17 protein-coding genes are annotated in these 18,221 nt (G+C 42.0%); 9 read left to right on the top strand and 8 right to left on the bottom strand.

The features are described 5' to 3' along the window. Positions 1-153: 153 nt before the first annotated feature. Entirely contained in the window at positions 154-369 is a 216-nt protein-coding gene (rpmE, locus tag LY624_RS02010; protein WP_036973208.1) for a 50S ribosomal protein L31, read from the bottom strand. Positions 370-602: 233 nt separating this feature from the next. On the opposite strand from rpmE, the gene priA reads away from it, so the two are divergent. From priA to LY624_RS01985, 5 genes are all read left to right on the top strand, one after another. Continuing rightward, positions 603-2,783: a primosomal protein N' gene (gene priA / locus LY624_RS02005; protein WP_130151659.1), complete on the top strand. Its 2,181-nt coding sequence runs from the start codon at positions 603-605 to the stop codon at positions 2,781-2,783. A 16-nt stretch (positions 2,784-2,799) separates the two neighbouring features. Further along, positions 2,800-3,327, top strand: a complete 528-nt coding sequence (locus tag LY624_RS02000; protein WP_130151658.1) for an SPOR domain-containing protein — start codon at positions 2,800-2,802, stop codon at positions 3,325-3,327. 79 nt (positions 3,328-3,406) lie between these two features. Continuing rightward, a complete protein-coding gene (gene hslV / locus LY624_RS01995) occupies positions 3,407-3,925 on the top strand; it encodes an ATP-dependent protease subunit HslV (RefSeq protein ID WP_130151657.1) in 519 nt (172 codons plus the stop codon). A gap of 11 nt (positions 3,926-3,936) precedes the next feature. Continuing rightward, positions 3,937-5,265: an HslU--HslV peptidase ATPase subunit gene (hslU, locus tag LY624_RS01990; protein WP_130151656.1), complete on the top strand. Its 1,329-nt coding sequence runs from the start codon at positions 3,937-3,939 to the stop codon at positions 5,263-5,265. Between the two features lie 76 nt (positions 5,266-5,341). After that, positions 5,342-5,716: a gamma-butyrobetaine hydroxylase-like domain-containing protein gene (locus LY624_RS01985; protein WP_341803754.1), complete on the top strand. Its 375-nt coding sequence runs from the start codon at positions 5,342-5,344 to the stop codon at positions 5,714-5,716. A gap of 73 nt (positions 5,717-5,789) precedes the next feature. Here LY624_RS01985 and LY624_RS01980 read toward each other — a convergent pair whose 3' ends face one another. The 3 genes from LY624_RS01980 to LY624_RS01970 all read right to left on the bottom strand — a co-directional run bounded on the left by LY624_RS01980 (position 5,790) and on the right by LY624_RS01970 (position 9,345). Continuing rightward, positions 5,790-7,670: a methyl-accepting chemotaxis protein gene (locus LY624_RS01980; RefSeq protein ID WP_341803753.1), complete on the bottom strand. Its 1,881-nt coding sequence runs from the start codon at positions 7,668-7,670 to the stop codon at positions 5,790-5,792. A 92-nt stretch (positions 7,671-7,762) separates the two neighbouring features. Continuing rightward, the gene (locus LY624_RS01975) at positions 7,763-8,812 is read right to left on the bottom strand and encodes an MJ1255/VC2487 family glycosyltransferase (RefSeq protein ID WP_341803752.1); all 1,050 of its coding nucleotides are present in this window, start codon (positions 8,810-8,812) and stop codon (positions 7,763-7,765) included. After that, complete coding sequence (locus LY624_RS01970) at positions 8,809-9,345, bottom strand: phosphatase PAP2 family protein (protein WP_341803751.1); 537 nt, start codon at positions 9,343-9,345, stop codon at positions 8,809-8,811. The genes LY624_RS01975 and LY624_RS01970 overlap by 4 nt, the downstream gene beginning before the upstream one ends. A 212-nt stretch (positions 9,346-9,557) precedes the next feature. Between LY624_RS01970 and rraA the strand changes: the two genes are divergently transcribed. Continuing rightward, positions 9,558-10,058 (top strand): ribonuclease E activity regulator RraA, encoded by a 501-nt coding sequence (gene rraA / locus LY624_RS01965; protein WP_130151651.1) that lies wholly within the window; start codon positions 9,558-9,560, stop codon positions 10,056-10,058. A gap of 5 nt (positions 10,059-10,063) precedes the next feature. Further along, positions 10,064-11,113 (top strand): formimidoylglutamase, encoded by a 1,050-nt coding sequence (locus LY624_RS01960; RefSeq protein ID WP_341803750.1) that lies wholly within the window; start codon positions 10,064-10,066, stop codon positions 11,111-11,113. Between the two features lie 85 nt (positions 11,114-11,198). On the opposite strand, the gene LY624_RS01955 is transcribed toward LY624_RS01960, so the two are convergent. Next, positions 11,199-12,872 (bottom strand): GGDEF domain-containing phosphodiesterase, encoded by a 1,674-nt coding sequence (locus LY624_RS01955; protein ID WP_341804374.1) that lies wholly within the window; start codon positions 12,870-12,872, stop codon positions 11,199-11,201. Between the two features lie 120 nt (positions 12,873-12,992). After that, entirely contained in the window at positions 12,993-14,234 is a 1,242-nt protein-coding gene (gene hutI / locus LY624_RS01950) for an imidazolonepropionase (RefSeq protein WP_130151648.1), read from the bottom strand. A gap of 150 nt (positions 14,235-14,384) precedes the next feature. On the opposite strand from hutI, the gene hutC reads away from it, so the two are divergent. Continuing rightward, the gene (gene hutC, locus LY624_RS01945) at positions 14,385-15,092 is read left to right on the top strand and encodes a histidine utilization repressor (protein ID WP_130151647.1); all 708 of its coding nucleotides are present in this window, start codon (positions 14,385-14,387) and stop codon (positions 15,090-15,092) included. A 4-nt stretch (positions 15,093-15,096) separates the two neighbouring features. On the opposite strand, the gene LY624_RS01940 is transcribed toward hutC, so the two are convergent. Further along, on the bottom strand, positions 15,097-15,867 hold the full coding sequence (locus tag LY624_RS01940; protein WP_130151646.1) for an NADP-binding protein: 771 nt from the start codon (positions 15,865-15,867) through the stop codon (positions 15,097-15,099). A 122-nt stretch (positions 15,868-15,989) separates the two neighbouring features. On the opposite strand from LY624_RS01940, the gene LY624_RS01935 reads away from it, so the two are divergent. Next, positions 15,990-18,014, top strand: a complete 2,025-nt coding sequence (locus LY624_RS01935) for a methyl-accepting chemotaxis protein (protein WP_130151645.1) — start codon at positions 15,990-15,992, stop codon at positions 18,012-18,014. On the opposite strand, the gene LY624_RS01930 is transcribed toward LY624_RS01935, so the two are convergent. Then, positions 17,999-18,208, bottom strand: a complete 210-nt coding sequence (locus LY624_RS01930) for a hypothetical protein (RefSeq protein ID WP_341803749.1) — start codon at positions 18,206-18,208, stop codon at positions 17,999-18,001. The genes LY624_RS01935 and LY624_RS01930 overlap by 16 nt on opposite strands. Positions 18,209-18,221: the final 13 nt, after the last annotated feature.

The following is an 18,221-nucleotide window of genomic DNA, read 5'->3' as shown; positions in this document are numbered from 1 at the left end:
AAATTAGCGACATAATGAGCATAACAAGCAAAAATAGTTATATAGGAAGTGAGTGAAAATAACAGGTTCAGCATAACGTCTAACATCATGCTTTATAAATATCAGGTATAAAAAAAGCACCCTAAGGTGCTTTTTTTAACAAAACAGCAGATATTACTTCTTGCTGCTAAGTGCACCGAAGCGCTTGTTGAAACGATCAACACGGCCGCCAGTGTCTAAAATCTTTTGCTTACCAGTGTAAAACGGGTGACACTCAGAACATACGTCTAAGTGGATGTCTTTACATAAAGTAGAGCTAGTTTCGAATTTGTTACCACATGAACAAGTTGCAGTGATAGCTTCGTACTTAGGGTGAATACCTTCTTTCATAGGGAACCTCTAGTTAAGGCCGCATCGCTCTCCAAACCCGTAGTCTGGCACCATACGTCGTTAATACAATTAATAGGCCGCGTATTTTATAGGCCAATACGCTCTGCGACAAGCTTTAAATGCATCTTTCGCTAAAAAAATAAACAGACGGCGCTTGGTTTAGCATTTGTTGGTAGGTTTTTACGACTATTTTTAGTACATTATCTGTCTGTTCTTGTTTTCGTTGAGCCACCATGCACTTTGTAGAAGTTGCCATAAAAGTCCCCTTACCGCGTACCTTCGATTATAAAGTTGAACCGCTGTTGCATAACACTGAATTGCAGCCGGGCATGCGTGTTCTTGTGCCATTCGGTCCACAAAAAAAAGTAGCAGTCATACTTGCCACGAAAACAAGTACTGACATCCCTAAAGAGAAGATAAAAGCTATCATAGAGGTGATTGACGAAGCCCCTATTTTATCCAAACGTCATTTAGAGCTATTAAAGTTTACAGCTCGCTACTACTGCTACCCTTTGGGTGAGACCATACATACCGCACTGCCAGCAGCATTAAGGCAAGGTGAATGCCCTGATAAAACCAGCATTAATATGGTTGAGTTGACCGAAAAAGGGGCAAAGCTCCCTTCTTTACGAGCGAAAACGCAACTCAACTTATTAAAACAACTTGCGCAGTCGGGTAAGTCTTCGTTAACCGAATTAAAAGCGCTCGGTTTTAATAAGAAAACAATTGATAGCCTACTTGAGAAAGCGCTAATCAAACAATTTATTGAGCATGACAATCAATGGCAGCAACACGCACCCACAGTGGGCAAAAAACCGACTCTTAATAAAGAACAAGCTGTCGCTTGTACTACCATTAACCAAGCACATGGATTTGCAAGCTTTTTACTCGAAGGGGTGACTGGCAGCGGCAAAACAGAAGTTTACTTACAGTGCCTTGAAGAAGTATTAAAAAAAGGCCAACAAGCTTTGGTTTTGGTTCCTGAAATAGGTCTCACCCCACAAACCGTCAATCGTTTTCGTCGTCGCTTTCCTGATACGCCCATTATGCTATGGCATTCGGCACTCACTGATAACGAGCGCCTACAAACATGGCGCTTTTGTGAAAAAGGCAGTTGTGCGATAGTTATCGGCACACGTTCGAGTATATTTTTACCTTTTTCATCACTAGGCATGATCATTGTTGATGAAGAGCATGACAGCTCATTTAAACAGCAAGATACACTACGCTACCATGCTCGAGATCTTGCCGCTTACAGAGCCTTTCAACATAATATTCCACTGGTACTCGGCAGCGCGACACCTGCCTTAGAAACCTTGCATAAGGCGATTACTAATAAATATCAGCTACTTAGCTTAACACAGCGAGCACAAACCAGCACCGATAATCAGTTTCAACTATTGGATATGAAAGGCCAGCCAGAACAAGCCGGTATCGCTCATGCCAGTCTTGCTTATATGCGCCAGCATTTAGAGCGTGGCAAGCAAGTAATGGTATTTTTAAATCGCCGTGGTTTTTCACCTACACTTATATGCCATGAATGCGGCTGGCTAAGTGAGTGCTCACGTTGCAGTACCAGCGCAACATTTCATAAAGCCATTGGCCAAATGATTTGTCACCACTGTGGTGAACAGCATAGCGTGCCTCATCAGTGCCCTGATTGTGGCAGCACGCAGATCTTCCCAAACGGCAAAGGCACTGAGCAAATCGAAGAGTTTTTAACGCAAACCTTTCCCGATATTCCCATTAGCCGTATCGATCGTGATTCAACACGCCGTAAAGGTAGCCTAGAAAAAGCCCTCGATGACATCAACCAAGGCGGCGCTCGTATTTTAGTTGGGACGCAAATGTTGGCAAAAGGCCACCACTTTGCCGATGTTAGCTTGGTACTGATTTTAGACGTGGATAGTGGCCTCTATTCATGTGATTTTCGTGCCACTGAGCATTTAGCGCAACTTGTAACACAAGTAGCAGGCCGTGCTGGACGTAGTGGTGAGCCTGGGCAAGTGTTATTGCAAACTCACTTTCCTGAGCACCCGCTACTGCAAGATCTCGTTAATAATGGCTACCACGACTTTGCTCGTTACGCCCTGACCGAGCGAGAAGATGCTCAGCTTCCCCCCATTACGAATATGGCGATTGTGCGTGCTGAAGGGCATAACATAAATCAAGTTATGGATTTTTTAACTGATTTGGTTCCTGTACAGAGTGTATCTGGTATACAATTGCTCGGCCCGATCCCCGCGCCACTGGAACGTGTGGCGGGTAAGTATCGGTTCCAATTACATATTCAAGCGCAGGAGCGTTCCCACTTACACCAGTATTTAGCGCAAATGGTTGACTATATTAGTACCAGTAAACTTGCGCAAAAGGTGCGGTGGAGCTTAGACGTTGATCCTATAGATATGATTTAAAGGCCAATAGAGAATCATGGCACAACACGATTACATAAATAAAAAACCATCGAATCGAAATAATAAAAAGCAGGCACCCACTAAAAAACCCTTTCCAGTTGTTTTAGTCCTAATTGCTATTATTCTTGTGGGCTGCTTTGGCTATGGCTTGTGGTACATAAAGCACAATGCTGACCCTGCACTTGTTGAGCAGCAAGCCAATCCGACTAAAGCGGAAGAAAAGGTGATTCCAAAACCTAAACCGCCTGAGTTTATAAAAGAAATAAAAGAGCATGAAGTTCAAGTTGAAGTAAAAGAACTTGAACAAAAAGGCCCATACGTTATGCAATGTGGCTCGTTTAGAACACTTGAACAAGCACAAACCCTCAAAGCAAAAATAGCATTTGCAGGCCTTGTTGCAGAAGCTAAGCGCGTCGAAGGAAGTAATGGCGTATGGTACAAAGTGCGCTTAGGGCCCTATAAAACCAAACGCCAAGCAGAAAGTGACAAAAATAAACTGAAACGCATCAAAATAATGGGCTGCGGTATTTGGCTTTGGACTTGATTTTAGTTCATTCACCCATATAAACACCTCATCAATCGCTTTTTACGAGCGGCTCTGCCGCTCGAAGATGAGGAAAAACATGACCACTATTGTAAGTGTACGCCGCGACGACAAGGTCGTTATTGGTGGCGATGGCCAAGTTTCACTTGGTAATACCGTAATGAAGGGCAACGCCCGTAAAGTTCGACGCCTTTATAATGGCAAAGTAATCGCTGGATTTGCTGGCGGTACTGCTGATGCCTTTACCCTATTCGAACGTTTTGAAAGCAAATTAGAAATGCACCAAGGCAACCTCACCAAGGCTGCCGTTGAGATGGCTAAAGACTGGCGTAGTGATCGCGCCCTTAGAAAGCTTGAAGCTCTGCTTGCAGTCGCAGACGAAACCGCCTCATTAATTATCACTGGTAATGGCGATGTGGTGCAGCCTGAAAATGACCTTATTGCCATTGGCAGCGGTGGTAACTTTGCACAATCAGCAGCCACTGCACTACTGGAAAATACCGATTTAAGTGCTCGTGAAATTGTCGAAAAAAGCCTGACAATTGCAGGTAATATCTGCGTATTTACGAATAACTATCAAACCATTGAAGAATTGTAATAGGAACTGCTATGTCTGAGATGACGCCAAGAGAAATCGTTCACGAGCTTGATCAACATATTATTGGCCAAGCAAAAGCTAAAAAAGCAGTTTCAATCGCGCTACGCAACCGCTGGCGCCGTATGCAACTGAGCGATGATTTACGTGCAGAGGTAACACCAAAAAATATTTTAATGATTGGTCCTACTGGTGTGGGTAAAACAGAAATTGCTCGCCGCCTTGCAAAACTTGCTAATGCCCCTTTCATTAAAGTGGAAGCAACTAAGTTCACCGAAGTGGGCTATGTTGGTAAAGAAGTTGAGACTATCATCCGTGACTTAGTTGATATTTCGATTAAAATGACACGTGAACAGCAAACTAAGAAATTCAAACATCGCGCTGAAGAAGCGGCAGAAGAGCGTATTTTAGATGCTTTATTGCCACCAGCACGCGATACCTTTGGTGAGTCAAAAACCGAAGAGAACTCTTCAACTCGTCAATCTTTCCGTAAAAAATTACGTGAAGGTCAGCTAGACGATAAAGAAATTGATATCGATGTTGCACAAGCACAGCCTAATGTTGAGATTATGGCTCCTCCTGGTATGGAAGAAATGACCAACCAGCTACAGAGCATGTTCCAAAATATGGGTGGCGACAAGCGCAGCAAGCGTAAGCTAAAAATTAAAGAAGCGTTTAAGCTACTAGTTGAAGAAGAAGCAGCAAAACTTGTTAACCCTGAAGAGTTAAAAGAGCAGGCTATTTTCGCAGTTGAACAAAACGGTATCGTGTTTATCGATGAGATTGATAAAATCTGTAAACGTGGTGAAGCATCTGGCCCTGATGTAAGTCGTGAAGGTGTACAACGCGACTTACTACCACTCATCGAAGGCTCAACAGTAAGCACTAAGCACGGCATGGTGAAAACTGATCACATGTTATTTATTGCTTCAGGCGCATTCCAGATGTCTAAACCATCAGATATGATCCCTGAACTTCAAGGCCGTTTACCTATTCGTGTTGAACTTGAAGCACTATCAGCAGATGACTTCAAACGCATTCTAACCGAACCTCACGCATCGCTAACAGAGCAGCAACGTGAACTGTTAAAAACAGAACAAGTTGATGTTGAGTTTACTGATGACGCAATTGAGCGTATTGCTAAAGCAGCGTGGCAAGTTAACGAGAAAACCGAAAACATTGGTGCTCGTCGTCTGCACACTGTAATGGAAAAACTAATGGAAGAAATTTCATTTGATGCATCTGAAAAAGCAGGCTCAAAACTGACAATCGATGCAAGCTATGTTGAACAGCACTTAGGTGCACTTGTTGAAGATGAAGACTTAAGCCGCTTCATTCTTTAATCAACAAATTAGCGTTATAATCAAAAGCCTCCAATTGGAGGCTTTTTAGTTTATAAATCGTCTATTCGAGGCTGACATGAAAGAAGTCACTAAAGTTCATTACCACACTGTAAGTAAAGTCTTAGATGTTCATTTTGATGATGACTCTATTGCGCGATTTAATGCTGAATTTTTGCGTGTTCACTCGCCTTCAGCAGAAGTACAAGGTCATGGCAACGAACCTATGAAGCTGGTGCTTGATAAACAGCAAGTAGCGATAAGTAAGATTGAGCCGGTTGGCCATTATGCTCTGCGCTTAGTATTTAGTGATAATCATAATAGCGGTTTATATAGCTGGTATTACTTAGCAGACTTACAAGCCAATCATGATGAACTTTGGCACAAATACCAAACACGAGTCACTGAACACGAAGCTAACAAAGACAGCGTGCCTATTAAGTTTGTGCCTTAGTAGAGGCTATCAAAAATCAAAAAGCGCGATGACGACCTGTCAACGCGCTTTTATTTTATCTCCAGAAAATGTATTAAACTTTAAACTTATCAATTGCTTGATAAAGCACACGCGCTTGCTCAGATACTTCTTCGCTGGTTTGCGCATTGGTTGCCGCATGGCCTGACGCTTCTTGAGCTATATCACGAATGCGAACCACATTCTTGTTAACCTCAGAGGCTACTTGGCTTTGCTCATCGATTGCCGTTGCAATGTGTGTACTCATTTCCATAATAGTTTGCACATCTTCGGTAATCGAACGCAGTAACTCACCCGCTTTGCTGGCTTGATCTGCACTCTCGCCACCTTGTGCACGACATTCTTGCATAATGCTCACCACTTCTTGAGTACGCCCTTGTAGAGTGGAGATAATACTCTCAATCTCTTGCGTTGAATCTTGCGTGCGCTGTGCCAGTGAACGTACTTCGTCAGCAACCACAGCAAAGCCACGCCCTTGTTCACCAGCGCGAGCAGCTTCAATTGCCGCATTCAGAGCAAGTAAGTTGGTTTGCTCTGCAATACCACGAATTACATCAAGTACTGAGCCAATCGTTTCGGCATCTTTTTCAAGTTGAGACACAACATTAGACGCATTACCTAATGACTCAGACAGGTGGTTAATTTGCACCACGGTTGATTCAACTTCAGAGCGACCTTGCTGAGCACTTAAGTTGGTTGACTCTGCTTTTTTGGCTGCTGCTTCAGTGTTATGAGAAATATCTTGAATTGTTGCCTGCATTTCTGTTGCTGCTGTGGCAACCATATCTGCTTCGTGTAACTGCTCTTGCATACCCGAACTAGTCGCAGCGGTTGTTTCTGATAAGTGCTCAGTAGCAACATTTAGCGTTCCTAGTGCAGTGTTCACCTCATAAATTAGCTTTTTAAAATCACCAATCAAGCTATTGAAATCCATAGACATGGTGGTAATTTCGTCTTTACCTGACTGAGCAATCGCCATACTTAAGTCATTGCTGCGGCGAATTTCATTAATCGTGTGGTAAACACGCTCAATTGGCTGAATAATCGAACGACTGGTAAAGTAAACCAATACCATAACCACAATACTGGCAATAATAAATACCATAACGGCAATGAACTGTGCTTGCGCTGCGCTTGATTCTACAAACGCTTTGGTATCACTAGTGAGCTCAGAAACAATCGCATCACTCTTCTCAACACTGGCTTTCATTTCACCTAATGCGCCTGACTCTAAATCAAGGCCAAGTGCCACCTGCGCATCGACTAATGCTTTAAACTTTGTTTGATAGGTGGTTAGTAAGCTCAGTAACTGACTTTCATAACTGGCGTCGAATCGTGAGTTTCTGATCTCTGCTTTGAATGTTTCAACCAAGTCATCAAACTTGCTTAAGTATTTTAAATCAAAGCGTAACATAAAGTCTTTTTCTGCACGGCGCAGCTGCAACATGAGCGTTAACAAATGAAAATTTTCGCGCTCACTTAATAACGTTTCGACCTGATGAACAGCCCCTCGTAAGTCACCATAAAGCGCATCTTTAGGGTGTAGACCGATTTTCTTTTGCAGCACAACAACTGTCTGAAAATCTTCATAGTAGCTTTTCGCAAGCCCTCTAAATTCATTTAGTTTACTTGCATCCATTGATAAATCAGCAAGTAACTCATCAAGGCGTGCCATTTTGGTTTTTAAAAAACCATATTCTTTTTCGAATAACTCAAGGCTATCTACATCTTTGTAAAATAGGAAGTTTTTCTCGTGCTTACGCATAGCGAGCTCGTGAATATCGAGCTCTTCAGCATTTTGAATTGTTTCATTGAGCTTGAGCATCATGCGCGACTCAAAGATAATTACACACAGCATCACAACCATTGCAAGGCCAACAACCAGCGCATTTAACTGTAAACGACGCTTTATAGTTAAGTTTTGTAATACATTCATTCAAAGTGCCCCATCGAAATATGCATTTTAGAGTATAGCTAAATTATTGAAAGCAGCTAAATTTTGCATGCATTTTCCGCTATAAAAAACGCTTATACAATGATTTTTTGTCCCAGATCAACCTGTTGCCATAAATGATGATGCAACTTATCTAGCTGTTGCCATTGTTTTTTCTGCAACCAGTCGACTAATGGAGCTGGATCACTCGGAAAATTCAGTTTTTTATTTTGAGGGGATTGAAGCCAGTCATCCATTGCATTTGGATTCAAGTAGCTCATGACATGTGCAGCTCCCATCGCTAATAACGTTTGTGCATTGATACCTTGCTCGAATTGTTTGCCAAGTGGCTTTAAGAGTAGCTTTTTACCTAATTGTAAGGCTTCACTAGCAAGCTCAAACCCCGCATTACCGATAACGCCACCCGCATTGGCTAAATCATTTAAAAAGCCGACTCTTGATGGCGCACGCAAATGAATATTGCCTATTGAGCTATCCTTGGCATCGGGGTGATAGCAATAGAACTCACGTTCAGGGAAATCCTTTAAATAATCAACAACACTGTCTAGGTTTTCAAATGGTAAATATACAAGTACTTTGTTTTCGACCATTACAGGGTTGTCATGGTGATGGTTTGCAATAAATGGCGGAATAATATTCTCAGCATAAGGTTGCCAGTGCACACCTAGATAAACATTCGCTGGTGCATAATTACGTATAAGTGCACGCCGCAAGAAAGCCCGACCAAACATAGGCACTTTATCTGATAAAAATGCAGCTTGATGGCTCATACCTACCACAGGTATTCCTTGCTGTCTGGCAGCCCACGCTGTAATAGGTTCAAAGTCATTGAACACTAAATCATAGTGGCGCAAGTCTAAGTTTTTAATATCTTTTAATAGCTGTAAAGGGCGTGCATTCTTTAAAGTTTTTAGGCTATCAACCTGCCCTGATTTACTATTAAACGATAACCCCCGAAATGTTCTGTAGTCGGCAAAATCGTCCATATCAAAGTAATCAAGCTCACTTCGACCAGAAAACACATAGTCTACCTCAACACCCAATGCACTAAAGGTCGTTGCCATGACACGAGCACGTGTAATATGGCCATTTCCCGTCCCTTGGATACCATATAAAATTCTCATAGATATTCCACCACCATTACAGCTAACATTGCACAACACGACCCCATCGCCGCTCCTATCAATACATCGGCAGGATAATGTACTCCAATTACCACTCTTGATATGGCTACACCTGATGCCCACATAAAACAAACAAATGAAAGCTCAGGAAAATAAATAGCCAATATTGTGGCCACGACAAATGCTCCTGCACTATGCCCTGACGGTAAACTAAACTGGTCACTCGGGATCAAATAAGCACTTTTGACTAAGCAATCACATGGACGCACCCTTGCAATCCGTTTTTTTGCTAAGAAATAGATAGGCCGTTCTATTGCAAAACCCAATAATAGACACTGTGCAAGTTGCTGAAAGTGTAATTGCTCTGTAAACCACCAAAGAGCAATGAACAACACCACATATAACCCGCCATCTCCCGTCTTTGATAAACCGATTGCTGACTTTTTCACCCAATTTGGCGAAGCGTCATTGAAGACACTCAAAAACAGCTGCTCATCAACCTTTGCTAACCTTGTAAGTATGTTGTTTGCCATGGTGAGCTCCTTGTCATACTTTGCGCCTAATTTTTATACTCATCTCAGCTTAGGCGTTAAAAATAACAATTAGGTGACGCTTTTGAGACACTAATGTTGCGGTGCACAAAATCCTTTGATTTAAACCAATAAACCCACATTAAGTCGTTGTTATTGAGTTGTATCAAGGTATACTGAATACTAAACAGACAGTCTCTTTAGAGGATGAAAAAATGGATTACAGCACTTCGGATTTATGCGACCACTTTGCAGATGTGGTTGATGTGCTCGAACCAATGTTTATTAATTTTGGTGGACGCTCAAGCTTTAGTGGTCGAGTAAAAACTGTTAAATGCTTTGAAAACAATGAGCTGATCCGCGAAATTTTATCAACAGATGGAACTGATAGTGTTCTACTCGTTGATGGTGGCGGCTCTACTCGCCGTGCATTAATCGATATTGAGCTGGCTGAGATCGCATTAGAAAATAATTGGCAAGGTATCATCGTTTACGGTGCAATTCGTCATGTTGATGAGTTAGAAGAACTCGACTTAGGTGTTCAAGCGATTGCTTCAATTCCCGTTGCAGCTGATAGCGAAGGTGCCGGCGAAGACGGCATTGGTGTTAACTTCGCAGGGGTTTCGTTTTTTGATGACGACTTTATCTATGCAGATAGCACTGGCATTCTTTTATCTGCCGAAGAATTAGAGTTAGAAGTAATAGAAGAAGACTAAACTCGGTGACTGATTACCTTAAAATTTATGAACGAGCGGCTGTAGAACATTTATGTACACGCCGCTTAAATGAACAAAAAGCATGGCAAGCACTGTCTTTACTTGATACCCATGTTAACGCCCAACAAGCTTTAATTGATGCGAAACACTTCGGGATTCGCTATGTATTGGTTGGAGTATGTGAAGATATTGGCCCACGGGCAAATTTAGGTAATGGTGGCTCACACCAAGCATGGTCTGCCTTTTTAAAACGCTTCCTAAATCAATCACATAACCAGTTTTTAAATCATGAGCGCGTATTGCTACTAGGCGAAGTGGCGCTTGATGACTTACACCAACAAGCCACACACCTTGATAATAAAAACAATGACGAATTGGCTAAGCTACGCCAGCTTTGTGCAGAAATAGATACCCGCGTTGAGCACGTGCTTGCAATGATCTTCGCTGCGGGTTTAGAACCTATCGTCATTGGCGGTGGGCACAATAACTGCTTAGGAATTTTACGAGCCTTAAGTAAACAGTATAATAAACCCGTTCATGCTATAAACCTTGACCCTCATGCAGATTTTAGAGAATGCGAAGGTCGTCACAGCGGCAATGGCTTTAGGTATGCCTTTGAAGAAAATCATCTCGCTGATTATCACGTCATAGGCTTACATGAGTTTAAAAATAATCAAGCGATTCTTGATGCACTTAAAAACGCTCACTTCACCTTTGATAGTTATCAAGATATTCAAGTACGCCGTACTATTGACCTATCAACTGCATGCAAACAAGCGACAGCACGTTTAAGTAAAGCGCCATTAGGAGTTGAAGTCGATCTCGACAGTATTTCACTAATGCCTGTGAGTGCTTATACAAACTGCGGGTTTAGTGTCGCTGATGCAGAACACTTTGTACATGTAGCGGCAAGCAACAGCAATGCGCATTACTTACACTTATGCGAAGGTGCGCCCTCACAACATCCGGTTGGTTTAGAAGCAGGAATGAACGATGCTGGCCAAATCATCACCGCTCTTGTGAACGCTTACTTACAAGCCAGGGAAGCAGGTTAGCTCGAGGTTAAGATTGTAGGCGCGATTTTATATCGCGCAATTTATATCACGTAATAAGCAACGTGGGGTAAACCCACAGCTATAATCATTGATGCTCTAAGCGCCACTGTTTTAACCAAGACATCATCCCTACACTACTCAACGGATAGCTAAAATAATATCCTTGAGCCGCATAGGCATTAAGCGACTTAACAAATTTAAGATGCTCTTGAGTTTCTACCCCTTCGCATATTACTTTTGCATTGTTTTGATTGTGCATATCAACCATACCAGATACCAAGCTACGCACTTGGCTTTGATGAGCGAAGTCAGCAGTAAGCGACGGAGCTACTTTTATGTACTCCACATTTAAGTTTGGCAGCTTTGAAAGTAAAATAGGGGTATCACCAAACCCATCTACGCATAATTTGATACCAATACTATTTAATCTGGCTATCATCGCTTTGCCTTGGTCATCAAGATTCATAAACAAATCAAGTGGACATTCAATGATCAAGTCACCCACTTCTAAGCGGTGTTCACTGAAAATACGATCAACAAATTCAATAAACTCTTCATTGAGCATTTCGGGGCCAAACACATTAATACTCAAAGGAAGCTCAATCCCTTCCATTCTCAGCGCCATCGCAAGCTCTGCAGCTCGCTCTATTACATACGCAGCGACAGGATAACCAAGGCCTGCAACACGTATATCATCAATGAACTTATTAGCAGCCAAAATACCTTGCTTTGGGTGCTGCCATCGCAATAGCAACTCTAAAAACTCTATGTGCTCATCACTATTACGAATAATCGGTTGAAAATACAGCTCTAATTCGCTAGCAAAATCAAGGTTAGACAGCTCGCGCAGTCGTGCTTGTTGTTCAAGCTGTTCAACCATCATATTTGCATGATAAGGCACAATAGCCTTATTCGGGTTGGAATCAAGCGCAAGGTTGACAAACGAGAGCAAATTATCAAAACTATGTTCTGGGTTATCACAACTAACATAGCTGGCTCTAACTTTCACTTCAATGGTGCAATTTGCCACATTAAATGGCTTTAAGGTTACTTGCCTAATTTTATTAATTAATTGCTCATGATGATGTTGCTGCTCTTCAAGTGAACAAATAAACGCAAAATTTAATCCACCTAAATGAGCAAGCTTTTCATGAAGTCCTGAAGGGGCCGCGACACTCAGTACAGAATCTGATTCAAGTTGATGTTTAATACGGCTGGCTGATTGCGCAAGCAACAAGTCTCCAAAATCACGACCTATATGCTGATTTACACTTTCAAAGCCTTCTAAACGTATCACCACTAAAGCGCAATTATTCGGGTGTTGCTGTCGAAAGTGTAAAAAGCCATCTTGCAACGCTTTACGATCAGGCAAGTCGCTTAGAGGCGTTTTATCCATATCATTATGATGAGTTAATAAAGAAGGTACTTCTTCCTCTTCGTTGGCTTCTTCGTAGTTGAAAAAGCCCGACACAGTCAGAATTATTACCGCAGATACGAGCCAATAAATAGCAACATCCAGTAATAAATGGGCAGAAAACAACACCGCAAAACACAATGCTGCTGTGACACTTATAATAATGGCTAACCAATTAGTGGTTCTGAATGCCTGCCAAAGATGGAAGCAAAAACTGATCGCCAAAAGCAAAATCAGCCAAGACTCACCTAAACTCAGGATAGCAAGGCCTAGCATACCATTGACCACTAGGCTGAGTCGTAAAATAGGATTTTGAGTCACACACAGCGCACATACCATAGCCATAAACAGTGCACCTGCCAAAAACACAGCAATGACATCTCCACTCACAAAGAGAAGACTTGTACTGGCACTTGTTAAACTAGCAATCAATGACATGTAATCCAAACTGTGTAAAAGCTCTATCTAATTTAGTCTACCCAAAATCCACAGATTTGACAGTTTATTTACACCAAACTGATAACTTAATTGTGCAGGATGAGATATTTGCCAGTGGGCAATATCAGCACGAGCACCCACTTTTAAGACGCCACGATCATCAAGACCCAATGCACCTGCGGCGTTTCGTGTCACCCCAGCTAATGCTTGCTCTGGAGTCATGCGGAAAATAGTACATGCCATATTCATCATCAAATGCAACGAACACAGTGGCGAAGTACCTGGGTTAAAGTCTGTCGAAATAGCAATGGGCACTTGGTACTGCTGTAACAGCTCTATCGGCGGATATTTTGTTTCTCTTAAGAAGTAAAAAGCACCCGGTAATAATACTGCTGCGGTACCCGCTTTTGCCATAGCCTGAATGCCAGCTTCATCAAGATGCTCGATATGATCGGCTGATAAACCATTAAATTCAGCGACAAGCTCTGCACCATGCTGATTTGATAACTGCTCAGCATGCAATTTTACAGGTAAGTTATATTTCTTCGCGGCTTCAAATACACGCCGTGTTTGCTCATTACTAAACCCGACATTCTCACAAAATGCGTCGACCGCATCAGCCAAGTTGGCTTGGACGACCCGCTCTAACATCTCACCACACACAAGATCGATATATTCATCACTACGACCTTTATATTCTAAAGGTAATGCATGAGCGCCTAAAAAGGTCGTTTTCACATCAACCGGATGGTTTTCACCTAATAAGCGCGCAACTTCGAGAAGTTTAATTTCGTTTTCACAATCAAGACCATAGCCTGATTTAATTTCAACCGTTGTCACCCCTTCTGAAAACAGCGCATTTAAACGCTCTTTTGCTGCAACAAATAATGTTTCATGATCAGCTTCACGCGTAGCGCGAACAGTACTTGCAATCCCCCCGCCATTTGCAGCTATTTGCTCATAACTGACACCTTGAAGTCGTTGTTCAAACTCTTCGGCACGGCTTCCAGCAAAAACAAGGTGAGTATGACAATCAATTAAACCGGGTGTGAGCCATTGCCCTTTCGCTGACACGGTTGGGGTAGCTAATGCATCAAACTTTGGTAGCTCAGCTTGTTTCCCTAACCAGGCAATCTTGCCATCTTTAACAGCAATAGCGCCATTTTCGATAGCACCATAGGGTGCATCAATAGCAGGGTTCATTGTAGCAATATTGGCATCTGTAATTAGTAGATCCCAGTGTGACTCATTATTATTCATTGTGTGCATTTTTCACCTATACTGAATTTTGCAGTGCCCTGACTTAGCTATGCTCAAAGCAGATAACTAAAATAGACGTAAAGTTTATCAAGTCACCTTGTATATACAAGATAATTATGCCACCTTGTAACATACTATTAACTTTATACATCGCCTTCAATGAGCATCACTAAATTCGCACAGATAAAGCAATTTATAGTTGATAATATTCGTTCCGGCCAATGGCAAGAAAACGATCGTGTGCCATCAGAGAATGAATTAACCAACCAATTCAAGGTAAGTAGAATGACTGCAAGACGGGCACTGAGTGAACTGACAGATGCTGGCATTCTAACTCGTAGCCAAGGGCTCGGAACCTTTGTTGCCAGTTTAAAATCACAGTCTTCTCTCCTTGAGATAAAAAATATTGCCGACGAAGTTCGAGCTCGTAATGGCCAATACAGCTGTACAATTTTAGTAATGGAATCAATACAAGCCGTTGCGCCTATTGCTATAGCATTGAGTGTTGATATTGATAGTCATGTTTATCGAAGTGTTATTGTCCACAATGAAAATGAGCAACCATTACAAGTTGAAGAGCGTTTCGTCAATCCAAAGCTGGCTAAAGATTATTTGCAACAGAACTTTCACACCCTGACTCCCCACGAATACCTTTCAAGTGCAGCCCCCTTAACAGAAGCAAGACATACAGTTGAAGCAATCATGCCAAATAATGAAATGTGTCAGTGGCTCAACCTCTACAATGAAGAGCCTTGCCTGCAGGTTATTCGTCGAACTTGGTGCTCTGAGGGGATCGTAAGCTTTGCACGCTTAGTCTCCCCTGGCAGTAAATATAGGCTGGGAGGACATTTAACCTTTAAAAAATAACCGCTTAAATTGGCCACTGATATTGAAAGCCTAAAGACTCAATTGCCGAGCCATCAATGATTCGCATCTTGGCCTCATCGCTGGTAAAACTTGGCTCAGAGCTACCCTGCTCGGCACACTTTTGCTGGTAATAATCAACTTTTGTTGGGTGAGCAGGATTGACTACATTATAGATTGCAGATGCATCTGACCAACCTTCAATCAACTTGAAAATAGCATGAATAACATCGTCTCGATGCACCATATTGACGAGTTGTTGGCTTGAACTCTTAAGCTCCTTACCTGCAACAAACCGCCCTGGTTCACGGTTTGGCCCAACTAGCCCTGCCAGCCGCAATACTTTACCGCCCGCTTGTAGCACGCATTGTTCGGCATCATACAAAAGCTGTTGGCGAGGTGATGAACATTCAATAGTACTTTGCTCTGTATATGTATTATCAGCGTTGTTATACACACCCGTTGAAGAACATAAAATAACCCCACGGCATTGCAGCGATTTAGCTAACTCTAAACTAGCAGAAAGCGTTGCTAGGTAATCACTTTGACTATCACGACTTTTAGGTGGAATAGCACATACCCACCACGCGTCCTTTAAAGAGACAGTATGCTTCAATCCACTTGGTTGTAATATCAATTGGCGTTGAAAGTCATAGTCATGCTTGACCTCTCTTCTTGTGCCTTGCACCTGCCAACCTAACTCCTTTGCCTTAAGACAAAGTGCTTCCCCTAGCCAGCCAGCGCCTAGTACCACTAATTTATTATCATTAACAATCACTTGGTGACATCCCCTTGTGTTATGTATTATTTTATTAACAAACTTTACTTTGCCTTGTAGCGATTTGGGTGCAAATATGATTAGATAGATTACTCTAGCTAATAATAAAAACACGTGCACCTATGTTAAACAACCTCTCTTTACGTAAAAAAATATTACTTCTCATCGGTGGGACGATCAGTGTACTACTTATCATCGCGTCGAGCTTTTTTGTTAGTCACATTGCTGACTTATCACGACAAGCAATTCAGCGAGAAGCTGACAGTTATCTACAAAGTGAGCGACTTTCAATGCAAGGTTACTTTGCTCGCTATGGTAAAGTTGTTGAAACTTTTATTACTAACCCACATTTAGTGAATTGGTTTGAAAATTGGACTGAGCGTGATCAACCACTTGATAACCAACCTGGGTACGACAGCATCAATCAAGACTTTGTACGCATCAGTGGTAATGATGACAACATTCTATCTGCTTTTTTTGCCTCAGCAACCACCGGTGAATACTTTAAAGAAAATGAGCGTACTACACACTTTAATGGTGACCCCTATTACGCTTATAAACGTGGTTGGTGGCAAGACGCGCTAGCAATAAACAAGCTCTATGTCGGCCCTATTTCCGTTGACTTAACCACAGGCAACGCATCGGCGGTTGTACAACAACCAGTGTATAACCAAAATAAACTCATTGGTTTTGGTGGTGTCGACTTACAGCTCAACAATATTAACGACATGGTCGAGAATATTCGTTTCAACGGTCAAGGATTTGGTTTTTTACTTGATGGCAACCAAAAAGTTGTGCACCTTTCAAAACGAACAGGTCACAAACTATCAATTACCGACGAAAGCCCAAATGGCAAAGAAGGCCTAGAAGCGCTGGAGAAACAATTTAACGATACATCAGGCTTTAGCGAATTAAATCGTGTTATGAAAAGTAAAAAAGACGGTAGTAGCTTCATCACTTTTAAAGGAGAAGAGTATTACGTTGTCTTCAATCGCCTTGAATTAGAAACCCCTTATCTTGATTGGTATGTAGGTATTTTAATTCCAACCAGCATGATTGATGAGCCTGTCAATGATGCCGTAATGACAACCACAACATCAGTGATCATTATTCTCGCGATTATCATTGCAATGATCTTTTGGGCTACGCAAATGATCACCAAACCATTGACTAAGCTAACTTATATTATGCGTGATATCGCCTCAGGAGATGGCGACCTAACACAAAAAATTGATATAAAAAGTCACGATGAAGTGGGTCAATTAGCCCTGCATATGAACACCTTTATCGATAAATTGCGTGCAATGATGCTCAATACTGCAGCGCAAGCGGAGCAGTTAAGCCAAGCAGCTTCACAGCTAAAAACAGTGTCACAAAAAACCAATGATGAAATTCAACAAGAGAAACAACAGGTAGACAGTGTTAGTGCAGCAGTCACTGAAATGGCCTCAACAGTACTCGAAATTTCGCGCAATGCACAAAATACCAATAATGCTGCTGAACAAGTACAAACCATTACTGTTGATGGCACAAAACGTTCTACACAGGCTCAGTCAGTCATGACCGCATTAGCAAGTCACATTGGTGAAGCGTCTAAAGTCGTTGCTGGTCTTGAGCAAGAAAGTGGCAATATTGGTGCCGTCATCGATGTGATCAACTCTATTGCAGAACAAACTAATTTACTGGCTCTTAATGCTGCCATTGAAGCTGCGCGTGCAGGCGAGCAAGGTCGAGGTTTTGCTGTGGTTGCTGATGAGGTTCGTTCATTGGCAAGCAGAACGCAAGAGTCAACTGATGATATTCGTAATATGATCAGCCGATTGCAACAGATTGCTCAGCAAGCATCAACGATGATGCAACAAGGACAAGAGCGCGCTGAAGGTTCTGTTGAACAAACACAAATTGTGCTTACAGCACTGCAAGACATCGCACAATCAGTGACAAATGTGCAAGATCAAAGTCATCAAATTGCGACTTCAACGGAGCAACAAACGGTAGTCGCAGAAGATATTAATAACAGCCTTGCGGCTATTAATCATTTAGTGAATAGCACGGCAGATCATGCTCATGAATTGGCTGATGAAGCCCGTGATTTGAATGAGTTAGCAGTCTCGTTAAATAAAACGGTTAATCAGTTTAAGTTATAAAGATAAATTGCTGATGTGATTAAAAACCCGATATCACCTGAAGATAATATCGGGTTTTTATCGTCAGCCTTCCCTGTTACCTGCGGCGCAACTGCTTTCGCATGATCCATAAAGTCTTGCCACTGCTGCTTATTCCATAAAGCAGCTCCTTGTTTGTCCATTCCTTGTTTTGATTGCGTTTGTACTTGTTCCATATAGTCACCTCCT

Source organism: Pseudoalteromonas sp. N1230-9 (genome assembly GCF_032716425.1).
GTDB lineage: Bacteria > Pseudomonadota > Gammaproteobacteria > Enterobacterales > Alteromonadaceae > Pseudoalteromonas.
Note: the sequence above shows the minus strand (reverse complement) of the source record. Positions and strands in the feature narration are given on the sequence as shown.

What these genes read in the sequence shown, in the direction of transcription:
- LY624_RS01930 (WP_341803749.1), bottom strand. Translation starts at nt 18,208, where the DNA reads ATGGAACAAGTACAAACGCAATCAAAACAAGGAATGGACAAACAAGGA.
- priA (WP_130151659.1), top strand. Translation starts at nt 603, where the DNA reads ATGCACTTTGTAGAAGTTGCCATAAAAGTCCCCTTACCGCGTACCTTC.
- LY624_RS01980 (WP_341803753.1), bottom strand. Translation starts at nt 7,670, where the DNA reads ATGAATGTATTACAAAACTTAACTATAAAGCGTCGTTTACAGTTAAAT.
- LY624_RS01985 (WP_341803754.1), top strand. Translation starts at nt 5,342, where the DNA reads ATGAAAGAAGTCACTAAAGTTCATTACCACACTGTAAGTAAAGTCTTA.
- hslU (WP_130151656.1), top strand. Translation starts at nt 3,937, where the DNA reads ATGTCTGAGATGACGCCAAGAGAAATCGTTCACGAGCTTGATCAACAT.
- LY624_RS01955 (WP_341804374.1), bottom strand. Translation starts at nt 12,872, where the DNA reads ATGGCTATGGTATGTGCGCTGTGTGTGACTCAAAATCCTATTTTACGA.
- rraA (WP_130151651.1), top strand. Translation starts at nt 9,558, where the DNA reads ATGGATTACAGCACTTCGGATTTATGCGACCACTTTGCAGATGTGGTT.
- hutI (WP_130151648.1), bottom strand. Translation starts at nt 14,234, where the DNA reads ATGCACACAATGAATAATAATGAGTCACACTGGGATCTACTAATTACA.
- rpmE (WP_036973208.1), bottom strand. Translation starts at nt 369, where the DNA reads ATGAAAGAAGGTATTCACCCTAAGTACGAAGCTATCACTGCAACTTGT.
- LY624_RS01975 (WP_341803752.1), bottom strand. Translation starts at nt 8,812, where the DNA reads ATGAGAATTTTATATGGTATCCAAGGGACGGGAAATGGCCATATTACA.
- LY624_RS02000 (WP_130151658.1), top strand. Translation starts at nt 2,800, where the DNA reads ATGGCACAACACGATTACATAAATAAAAAACCATCGAATCGAAATAAT.
- LY624_RS01935 (WP_130151645.1), top strand. Translation starts at nt 15,990, where the DNA reads ATGTTAAACAACCTCTCTTTACGTAAAAAAATATTACTTCTCATCGGT.
- hslV (WP_130151657.1), top strand. Translation starts at nt 3,407, where the DNA reads ATGACCACTATTGTAAGTGTACGCCGCGACGACAAGGTCGTTATTGGT.
- hutC (WP_130151647.1), top strand. Translation starts at nt 14,385, where the DNA reads ATGAGCATCACTAAATTCGCACAGATAAAGCAATTTATAGTTGATAAT.
- LY624_RS01970 (WP_341803751.1), bottom strand. Translation starts at nt 9,345, where the DNA reads ATGGCAAACAACATACTTACAAGGTTAGCAAAGGTTGATGAGCAGCTG.